This is a genomic window from Rudaea sp., from assembly GCF_036560865.1.
Lineage (GTDB): Bacteria > Pseudomonadota > Gammaproteobacteria > Xanthomonadales > Rhodanobacteraceae > Rudaea.
In genome coordinates, this window is record NZ_DATBQK010000104.1 from 1 (window position 1) to 7,230 (window position 7,230).

Annotated in this window: 9 protein-coding genes; 5 read left to right on the forward strand and 4 right to left on the reverse strand. The window is 62.3% G+C overall.

The window, feature by feature from the left end; genetic code table 11:
* On the forward strand, window positions 1-415 hold a 415-nt coding region (locus VIE67_RS10685), incomplete at its 5' end, for a pirin family protein (protein WP_332026013.1).
* A 52-nt stretch (window positions 416-467) separates the two neighbouring features.
* On the opposite strand, the gene VIE67_RS10690 is transcribed toward VIE67_RS10685, so the two are convergent.
* Window positions 468-866, reverse strand: coding sequence for a hypothetical protein (locus tag VIE67_RS10690; RefSeq protein ID WP_332026015.1), 399 nt, complete (start codon window positions 864-866; stop codon window positions 468-470).
* 21 nt (window positions 867-887) lie between these two features.
* On the opposite strand from VIE67_RS10690, the gene tcdA reads away from it, so the two are divergent.
* The gene (gene tcdA / locus VIE67_RS10695) at window positions 888-1,706 is read left to right on the forward strand and encodes a tRNA cyclic N6-threonylcarbamoyladenosine(37) synthase TcdA (RefSeq protein WP_332026017.1); all 819 of its coding nucleotides are present in this window, start codon (window positions 888-890) and stop codon (window positions 1,704-1,706) included.
* Between the two features lies 1 nt (window position 1,707).
* Here tcdA and VIE67_RS10700 read toward each other — a convergent pair whose 3' ends face one another.
* Both VIE67_RS10700 and VIE67_RS10705 read right to left on the reverse strand, forming a co-directional pair.
* Window positions 1,708-2,502, reverse strand: a complete 795-nt coding sequence (locus VIE67_RS10700; RefSeq protein ID WP_332026019.1) for a TatD family hydrolase — start codon at window positions 2,500-2,502, stop codon at window positions 1,708-1,710.
* A 100-nt stretch (window positions 2,503-2,602) separates the two neighbouring features.
* Window positions 2,603-3,805, reverse strand: a complete 1,203-nt coding sequence (locus tag VIE67_RS10705) for a magnesium transporter (protein WP_332026021.1) — start codon at window positions 3,803-3,805, stop codon at window positions 2,603-2,605.
* Window positions 3,806-4,006: 201 nt separating this feature from the next.
* On the opposite strand from VIE67_RS10705, the gene VIE67_RS10710 reads away from it, so the two are divergent.
* The 3 genes from VIE67_RS10710 to VIE67_RS10720 all read left to right on the forward strand — a co-directional run bounded on the left by VIE67_RS10710 (window position 4,007) and on the right by VIE67_RS10720 (window position 6,382).
* Window positions 4,007-4,567, forward strand: a complete 561-nt coding sequence (locus tag VIE67_RS10710; RefSeq protein WP_332026023.1) for a glycine zipper 2TM domain-containing protein — start codon at window positions 4,007-4,009, stop codon at window positions 4,565-4,567.
* Between the two features lie 109 nt (window positions 4,568-4,676).
* The gene (locus VIE67_RS10715; protein ID WP_332026025.1) at window positions 4,677-5,891 is read left to right on the forward strand and encodes a DUF2252 domain-containing protein; all 1,215 of its coding nucleotides are present in this window, start codon (window positions 4,677-4,679) and stop codon (window positions 5,889-5,891) included.
* Complete coding sequence (locus VIE67_RS10720; RefSeq protein WP_332026027.1) at window positions 5,888-6,382, forward strand: MgtC/SapB family protein; 495 nt, start codon at window positions 5,888-5,890, stop codon at window positions 6,380-6,382. The genes VIE67_RS10715 and VIE67_RS10720 overlap by 4 nt, the downstream gene beginning before the upstream one ends.
* A gap of 13 nt (window positions 6,383-6,395) precedes the next feature.
* On the opposite strand, the gene VIE67_RS10725 is transcribed toward VIE67_RS10720, so the two are convergent.
* On the reverse strand, window positions 6,396-6,833 hold the full coding sequence (locus VIE67_RS10725) for a cell wall hydrolase (protein ID WP_332026029.1): 438 nt from the start codon (window positions 6,831-6,833) through the stop codon (window positions 6,396-6,398).
* Between the last annotated feature and the right edge of the window lie 397 nt (window positions 6,834-7,230).

The window sequence follows — 7,230 nt, forward strand, 5'->3', positions numbered from 1 at the left end:
GCATGTACGCCTGGTTGTCGGCGACGCCCTGGGCCTGCGCGCGCCCGTGCGCGTGTTCGCGCCGATGTTTTATCTGGCCGCGGAGTTCTCCGCGGGCGGCAAGTTCGTGCTGCCGGCCGAGTACGCCGAGCGTGCGATCTACGCGCTGGATGCGGATTTGTCGATCGACGGCGAGCGGCTTGCCGCGGGCCAGATGGCGGTACTCGCGCCTGGTGGCGAAGTCGAAATCTCCGCGCACGTGCCGGCGCGCGCGGTATTTTTCGGCGGCGCGCCGCTGGACGGCGAGCGTCACCTCTACTGGAATTTCGTGGCCAGCTCGCGCGAACGCATCGAGCAGGCGAAGCAGGATTGGGCCGCGCAACGCATGGGGCAGGTACCCGGCGAAACCGAATTCATTCCGTTGCCGGCAAAGTGACTAACGCTTGCCCTTGACTCGATCAGGAACCTAACCCCGACTGCACTTTCAGTCAGCGATATTGCTGATGGCAGTCGTCGCAGGCCCTGCCGACTTTTTGTACCAATGGTGCCAATGCGGCGCAATCCGCAGGCGGCGGAGTGGGGATTTTTTCCAGATCGTCGTGCAGGCGCTGGTTGAATTCACGGAACGGCGCATCGGGTATCGAATCGGGATAGATCGCCGGCTCAACATCAGCGGCCATTGCGCGTAGTTGCGTGATTGCTTGCGCGGATTTGGTCGCGTCGCAGCGCTGCGCGCGGATGTCCTGGCGCAGGCTCGCATAGTGATGCTGCATTACATCCATCACACCGCGCGCATAGGCATCGCGCTCACGCAGGGTGTTGACGACGACGGTGGCGCACATCGCGCCGACGAACAGGCCGATCACAAGCAGAATCACGTGTTTCATCGCAACGATTATAATCCATCGATGGACGAACGCTTCGCAGGCATCGATCGACTCTACGGCGCAGGCGCGGCGGCACAGCTGGCACGCGCGCATGTCTGTGTGGTCGGCATCGGCGGCGTCGGCTCCTGGGCGGTCGAGGCATTGGCGCGTTCGGGTGTGGGCGAACTGACCCTGATCGACGCGGACGATGTCTGCGTATCGAACACGAATCGCCAGTCGCATGCGCTCGACGGCGAGTACGGCCGCGCCAAGGTCGATGTGATGGCCGAACGCGCGAGCGCGATCAACCCGGCGGTTCGTGTGCATGCGATTGCGGATTTCCTTACCTCCGCCAATCTTGCCGATCTGCTTGCGCGCGGTTACGACGCCGTGCTCGACGCCTGCGATACACTGAAGGTAAAGGTGGAAATGATCGCATTTTGCAAAAGGCGGAAAATTCCCATCGTGGTGTCGGGTTCGGCAGGTGGGCGTATCGATCCGACCCTGATCACCGCGCGCGACCTGTCGAAGACCGAGCACGATATCCTGCTAGGTCTGGTGCGGCGCAAATTGCGCGAAGACTACGGCTGGACGCGCAATCCCAAACGTTATTTCGGCGTGCAGGCGGTGTTTTCGCGCGAGAACGTGAATTATCCGCAGGCCGACGGCAGTGTGTGCAAGACACGCGCGACCAATACCGAGGGCGGACTCAAGCTCGACTGTTCCGGCGGCCTGGGCGCAGCAACCCAGGTGACCGGCACGTTCGCCTTCGTTGCGGTTTCGCGCGTGATCCAGCGCCTGCTGGCGGTGCCTCTGTCGCGGGCTGGCGCAGAGAACGAGTCGGTCGCGGCGATGGCCTGACTCAGCTCGCGTCGAACGCGGGCAGGGCAAACACACGCTCGGCATTGCGCGTCGTCGCCGCGGCGATTTCTGCGGCGTCCACGCCGCGCAGCGCGGCGACGCAATCGCAGACTTCACGCAGCAGGGCCGGCTCATTGCGCGCGCCTTGGTGTCCGTGCAGGGGTTGATCGGGCGAGTCGGTTTCCAGCAGCAGAAATTCGAGCGGCATGCTCGCGGCGATGCCACGCAGGCGGCGCGCGCGTTCGTAGGTGAGCGGGCCGCCGAGCCCGATGCAGAAGCCCAGCTTCCACAATTGCCTGGCTTGTTCCTCGCTGCCGGAAAAACTATGCACGACGCCGCTCAGATTGCCGACATCGCGCAATGTGGAGATCACTTCATCGAGTGCGCGGCGCGCATGCAAGATCACCGGCAAGCGGGCGTCGCGCGCGATTTCGAGTTGGCGCCGGAAATACAGCCGCTGCGTTTGCGCATCGAGTCCGTCGACATAAAAATCCAGCCCGCATTCGCCGACTGCGATCGGCCGCTCGCGCCCGATCCAATCCTGATCGATCCATTCGACCAAGGCATCGAGATGCTCGGGCCGATGTTCAGCGAGATACATCGGATGCAGACCGTAGGCCGGGTAGAGTCCGGCCTCATCGCGGCACAAGGCGCGCAGTTTGTCGAAGCCGGCGAACGCAATCGCCGGCACGATCTGGCGGCGTACGCCCGCGGCGCGCGCGAGCGCGAGTACCTGCGCGCGATCGACGTCGAATTCGGCGACGTCGATATGCGAGTGGCTGTCGATGAGATTCATGATGATCAAGAAGGGCTGAGGGTTGAGGGCGGAGGCCCGAGGGCCGAAGAGTGATGGTGCTGCGGGCCTTTGATCTTTCTCAGCCCTCAGCTCTCAGCCCTCAAAGCAGCAGCCACCGTGCCATGCCAAGGAACAGGCCCATGCTCACCACATCGGTCGCCGTGGTCAGAAAGATGCTCGAGGCCATTGCCGGATCGGCGCCGATGCGTTTCAACCCCATCGGTACTGCGGCGCCGGCGATGCCGCTGGCGACACTGGAGAGTGCCATGGCGACCACGGTGATCAGCGCGAGCGGCAGCGCGTGCACGTTGTGCTCCATGCGCGCGATGATATACATGGCGGTGCCGGCGACGAAGCCGACGAGCAGGCCGTTCAAGAGGCCGAGCCAGGCTTCCTTGACCAGCAGTACGTTCGCGCGCCCCGCGCGGATTTCGTTCAAGGTCATTCCGCGCAGGGTGACGGCCAGCGCCTGGCAGCCGGTATTGCTGCATTGTCCGGACAGCACGGGCAGAAACACGGCGAGCAGGACGATTTGATTGACCGTGCTTTGGAATATGCCGACGACCGCTGCGGCAATGAATGCGGTGAGCAGATTCAATTGCAGCCAGGGGTGGCGGAACTTGAGCGCGCGCAGCCATGGCGTCGAGGTGCGTTCCTCCTTCTCCACACCGACCATCGAGCCGGCCTGCGCGCTGATCTCGAACGCCTGCTGCTCGAACATGACTTGGCCGCGGACTTGGCCAATCAGGCGGCCGGCGCTGTCGCACACCGGATACACCGGATAGTGGCGGGTGACGACTTCGCGCATCGCATCCACCAGGCTGCTCTGTGCGTTGAGCGCGAACGGTTCGCGCACCATCACATCCATGAGTTGCGCATCTTCGCTCGCATACAGCAGCTCGCGGAAGGTGACAACACCGATCAGGCGGCGCTCCGCATCGACCGCGAAAATGTAGGTGATGAGCTGGCGCTTGACCACTTCACGCATCGCCTCGATGACCGAGCTGGCCGTTGTCTCCGGACGGAATACGGCCGGCGTCGTCTCCATGAGCCGGCCGATGCTGCCTTCGGGATAGTTCCAGTCCTGGAGCCATTGCTCGCCTTCGCCGGATGTCGTCGCTGCGGCGATGCTGGCACGGCGTGCGGCGGAGAAACCCTGCAGGATGTCGATCGCATGGCCCGGACCGAGTTCAGCCAGCGCCTGGGCGATTTCCGCATCGGGCAGACCTTCGAGTTTATCCCGCGCGACCTGCGTATCGAGCTTGCGAATCCGCTCGCTGAGCCTAGTTTCGGTCACCGTCATTGTCGTTCCCCGCAAACACCCGTAGCCGCGATGCTAACCCGAAGCAGGTGAATCTGTACGTCAACTGACGCGCGACTCCTGCGTTATCGTGAATTTCACCTTTGTTCACGCGGGCGCTTGCACAATTATATTGTGTCGGCGTTGGGCAATTTCCGCTCAGCGCGTTGCAAGTATTCGATGAAACTTACCGAGGACAAGAACATGTTGCGTAATCGTGGATGGATAGTGCTGATGCTCGTTGCCCTGTTCGGTTTGAATGCCTGCGTGGCACCGCCGCCGCGCCAGCGTGTGGTCTATCGCGAACCGGCACAGCAGCAAGGATACGACCAGCGTCAGCAGGGATACGACCAGCGTCAGCAGGGATACGACCAGCGCGACCAGGGTGACCAGCCCTCCGGACGCTGCCGCGCCTGCGGCACCGTGCGCGGCGTCGACCAGGTGCAGATCAGTCAACAGACGACCGGCGGTGGAGCCATTCTCGGCGCGATCATCGGCGGCGTGATCGGCAACCAGTTCGGTCGCGGCGGCGGTCGTGCCGCAGCCACGGCCGTGGGCGCGGTGGGTGGCGCCGTGATCGGCGATTCAGCCGAGCAGAACAATGCGCGCGCGGCTTCCGGTTATGCTTGGCGTTTCTATGTGGAACTCGATGACGGGCGCCAAGCCCAGGTCACCCAGACCGACAATCCGGGCTTCCACGTCGGCGATCGCGTGCTGGTGCGTGGTGGCCGCGGAGACGGCCATCTGGAAATGCTGCGCCGCTAGGAACCACCGCTGCCCCGAAGCGGACCCACCGGGCGTGTTCAGGCACGCCCGGTTTATTTATGGATTTCTCCACAATTCGAGCTTGACGGCGCGATGTTAGACTGCGCGCATGGACGTCGCCAAACGCATCTTCCGCTTCAACGCCGGACGCGACGCGCGACTCCTCGAGCGCAAATACGCGCGCATCGCTGCCGACCCTTTCGTCTTCCTGCGCGGCACCTGCCATCTGTTCTTTGAGGACTGGCGCGGTGGCCGCGAACTCGACGCCGCGCCGAACGCATGGATCTGCGGCGATCTGCATCTGGAAAACCTCGGCTCGTACAAGGGTGACAACCGTCTCGCATATTTCGATATCAACGATTTCGACGAGGCTGCGCTCGCGCCGTGCACCTGGGAAGTCGCGCGCTTTCTGGTCAGCCTGCATGTGGGCACGCGTTCGCTTGGGCTCGACCTGCGCGAAGCACGCGCTCTGTCGCGTTGCTTCCTCGACGCCTATGTCGCAGCGCTGGCCGATGGCAAACCGCGCTGGATAGAGCGTTCGATCGCGGATGGTTTGATTGGCACCTTGCTTGGCCGCGTCGAGCAGCGCCGGCGCAAGGATTTCCTCAATCGGCATACTGTCAAGGATGGCAAGCGCCGACGTTTCCTGATCGACGACGAACATCTGCTTGCGCTGAAAAACGATGAGCGCGAAGCGCTGCTGGACTGGTTCGGGCGCTATGCTGCCAGGCAGCCAGACGCGAAATTCTATCGGCCGCTCGACGTGGCGCAACGCATCGCCGGTACCGGCAGCCTCGGCCTTGCGCGCTACGCAATTCTTGCGCAGGGCAAGGGTTCGCCGAATGGCAACTACGTGCTCGATCTCAAACTCGCCGGCAATTCGTCAGTGGGAAAACGCCTGCCGAAACGACAGCCGGAATGGCCGGATGAGGCCATGCGCATCGTCACCGTGCAGAAGCGCATGCAGGCAATTGCACCGGCATTTCTCACGCCGGTGGATTTTGTCGATCGGGCCTTTGTACTGAAAGAACTGCAGCCGCTGCAGGACCGCCTCGATCTGTCGGCCGTGCAGGGCAAGGTGAAACCGTTGAGCGCGGTGATCGGATCGATGGGCCAGCTCGTTGCATGGTCTGCACTGCGCGGCAGCGGACGTCAGGGCGCCGCATGCGCGGACGATCTGATCGCGTTTGCGCAGGACAGCCGCTGGACACGCGCGCTGATCGACTACGTCGAGGACTACACGCCGAAAGTGATCGCCGACTGGCGGCGGTTTCGCAAAGTGTGGCAGTCGATGCAGAAACAGTCCGGAAAACAAAAATCATGATGATCACGACGGATTTCAGCGACGTTGCCTTGCGCTTGTGCGTGGCGTTACTGATTGGTGCGGCAATCGGAACCCAGCGTCATGTGCACGGGCAAGCGGCCGGATTGCGTACGCATGCACTGGTCGCGCTGGCGGCTGCGCTGGCCGTGCTGGTCGCCGCCCCGTTGTCGGGCGATGGTTCTGCGGGCAATCTGGATGCGCAAAGCCGGGTACTGCAGGGCATACTCACGGGCGTCGGTTTTATCGGCGCGGGCATGATCCTGCACGGCGGGGGCGACAACCAGATTCGTGGCCTGACCAGTGCTGCGGGGATCTGGATCGTTGCGGTGTTCGGCTCGCTCTGTGGGCGCGGACGCATCGACATCGCGCTACTCGGCTTTGCGCTGGTCGTGCTGGTGCTGCTGGTGGGTGCGCGCATCGAAGATGCGGCTTACGCACGCTTCGCGTCGAAAAAAGATCGCGCGAGTAAGTCAGACGATCCAGGGAATTGATGGTTCAGCAGCTTCAGTCGGCGCGATAGAAACTGTGATCGCCGATGCGCGCCAGTGGATAACCCCTGGCCCATGACGGTACCGGCGTATCGGATGCGAAAAAGTGATCGGCTTTGGGTACCACCGATGGCCGCAACTGCGGCGGCAGCGACCACATTGCGATCGCCAGATTCGCCAGCGCCCACGAGCGTTCCATCGAATCCACTTCTTGCAAAATATAATTTTGCGGCATTGTGGATAAAGCAAATTGTCCCGGAGCGGTGAGTACGGCGCACAGCGAGTCGCCCCACTGGCCGCTGTCGACACGACGCAACGCGACTTCCGCAACGGCAAGCTGGCCGGCGACGGGTTCGCTGCGCGCTTCAAGATAGATCGTGCCGGCCATGCAGGCGCGATCCGCGATCGGTTGCGGCAGCACGGAGGCGAGCCAAAGCAGGAATGCAAGCTTCATCGGTGAATCTCGGACACAAAAGAAAGCGTTTGCGAAAACGGCGTCGCGTTGAATCGCGCCAGCTGCTGATTTCGCCTCCGCCACGGGCATGCCGCGATGAGATTCGCGTGCTCGCTTGCCGGAGTTTTTAAGTTTGTTCAGAACCGAAATCGTGGTTCCCGCTGTGGCGCACTCCCGTGGGCTGCACAGCCTGCGCGTCTTTGGAAGACGGCGCATATGAATTCCAAGGTGCGGATGCTAAACGAAACTGTCCGCGCGAGCAACCGCATTTGTTAAGACGATGTGAACCTGAACGGGCGCATTCAGCCTGAATTAAGCAATGGATAAAATGCTGAATAAGCTACTTTCGCGCATTTTGCTTTTTTATATAAAGAGCATAAGGAATCAAACTGTACAA

What these genes read in the sequence shown, in the direction of transcription:
- VIE67_RS10690 (WP_332026015.1), bottom strand. Translation starts at nt 866, where the DNA reads ATGAAACACGTGATTCTGCTTGTGATCGGCCTGTTCGTCGGCGCGATG.
- tcdA (WP_332026017.1), top strand. Translation starts at nt 888, where the DNA reads ATGGACGAACGCTTCGCAGGCATCGATCGACTCTACGGCGCAGGCGCG.
- VIE67_RS10700 (WP_332026019.1), bottom strand. Translation starts at nt 2,502, where the DNA reads ATGAATCTCATCGACAGCCACTCGCATATCGACGTCGCCGAATTCGAC.
- VIE67_RS10705 (WP_332026021.1), bottom strand. Translation starts at nt 3,805, where the DNA reads ATGACGGTGACCGAAACTAGGCTCAGCGAGCGGATTCGCAAGCTCGAT.
- VIE67_RS10710 (WP_332026023.1), top strand. Translation starts at nt 4,007, where the DNA reads ATGTTGCGTAATCGTGGATGGATAGTGCTGATGCTCGTTGCCCTGTTC.
- VIE67_RS10715 (WP_332026025.1), top strand. Translation starts at nt 4,677, where the DNA reads ATGGACGTCGCCAAACGCATCTTCCGCTTCAACGCCGGACGCGACGCG.
- VIE67_RS10720 (WP_332026027.1), top strand. Translation starts at nt 5,888, where the DNA reads ATGATGATCACGACGGATTTCAGCGACGTTGCCTTGCGCTTGTGCGTG.
- VIE67_RS10725 (WP_332026029.1), bottom strand. Translation starts at nt 6,833, where the DNA reads ATGAAGCTTGCATTCCTGCTTTGGCTCGCCTCCGTGCTGCCGCAACCG.